The sequence below is a fragment of the Chryseobacterium sp. SIMBA_028 genome, from assembly GCF_046535285.1.
Lineage (GTDB): Bacteria > Bacteroidota > Bacteroidia > Flavobacteriales > Weeksellaceae > Chryseobacterium.
The window spans coordinates 1-271 of sequence record NZ_JAWRWZ010000291.1; the positions used below are offsets into that span (position 1 = coordinate 1).

The following is a 271-nucleotide window of genomic DNA, read 5'->3' on the forward strand; positions in this document are numbered from 1 at the left end:
CACCCCGAGGCAAAATCAAGATACCAGGTCGCCTATGGTCATCGTCGTCTGGCGGCAACGCGAAAGCTAGGCATCAAGGTCCGCGCCGTCATTCGCGAACTGACAGACGAACAGCTAGTGGTCAGCCAGGGCCAGGAAAACAGCGCTCGCACCAACTTGTCATTCATCGAACGCGCACTGTTTGCTGCACGCCTGGAGGAACGCGGTTTCGGTCGCGATGTGATCATGGCATCTCTTGGAGTAGACAAGGCCGCACTTTCGAAGATGATGT

Annotated in this window: 1 protein-coding gene; it reads left to right on the plus strand. The window is 56.5% G+C overall.

Annotated elements, in window-relative coordinates; genetic code table 11:
• On the plus strand, nucleotides 1-271 hold a 271-nt coding region (locus SCA31_RS23510), incomplete at both ends, for a ParB/RepB/Spo0J family partition protein (protein WP_410699429.1).